This window comes from Bartonella sp. AA2SXKL, assembly GCF_042197205.1.
Lineage (GTDB): Bacteria > Pseudomonadota > Alphaproteobacteria > Rhizobiales > Rhizobiaceae > Bartonella.
Window position 1 is genome coordinate 1 of sequence record NZ_JBHIRN010000161.1, and the last position, 691, is coordinate 691.

Consider the following 691-nt stretch of genomic DNA (forward strand, 5'->3'; position numbering starts at 1 on the left):
AGGTTTTTAGTGATTATATCGATAAGGTTCATAAAAATGGTTCATCTGTTGGTGCTGTTGTCGAGATTGTTGCAGAAAATATTCCAGCAGGTTTGGGAGCACCTATTTACGCAAAACTTGATCAGGATATCGCATCATTACTTATGTCGATTAATGCGGTGAAAGGTGTCGAAATAGGTGATGGTTTTGCAGCAGCACGCTTGACGGGGGGAGAAAATGCAGATGAAATGCGGATGGGGAGAGATGGAAAACCGCTCTTTTTATCCAATCACGCTGGTGGTATTGTAGGCGGAATATCGAGTGGACAGCCGATTATTGCACGTTTTGCAGTAAAGCCTACTTCATCAATTTTGATTCCTCGTCGTTCAATTGATGTTGATGGTAATGATGTAAATGTTATAACGAAGGGGCGTCATGATCCATGTGTTGGGATTCGTGCTGTTCCTGTTGGTGAAGCAATGGTAGCTTGTGCTCTTGCGGATCATTATCTCAGGCATCGCGGCCAGGTAGGGTGCTTCAAAAGGTGAATAATGACGTATGATCAAAAAAAAATTGTTTCTGCACTTCGCGCTTTTGAACGCGGTGAAATTGTGGTGGTTACAGATGATGATGATCGTGAAAACGAAGGTGATTTGATTGTTGCCGCTGTCCATTGCACAGAAGAAAAGATGGCATTTATCATTCGCCATAC

At 42.8% G+C, this 691-nt stretch carries 2 protein-coding genes; both read left to right on the forward strand.

The window, feature by feature from the left end; translation table 11 throughout:
• Nucleotides 1–527 (forward strand): chorismate synthase (locus ACFINS_RS10425; protein ID WP_375706230.1); only part of this gene is annotated, 527 nt, incomplete at its 5' end.
• A gap of 3 nt (nt 528–530) precedes the next feature.
• Nucleotides 531–691, forward strand: a 161-nt coding sequence (locus ACFINS_RS10430) for a 3,4-dihydroxy-2-butanone-4-phosphate synthase (protein ID WP_375706231.1), incomplete at its 3' end; no start/stop codon positions are given.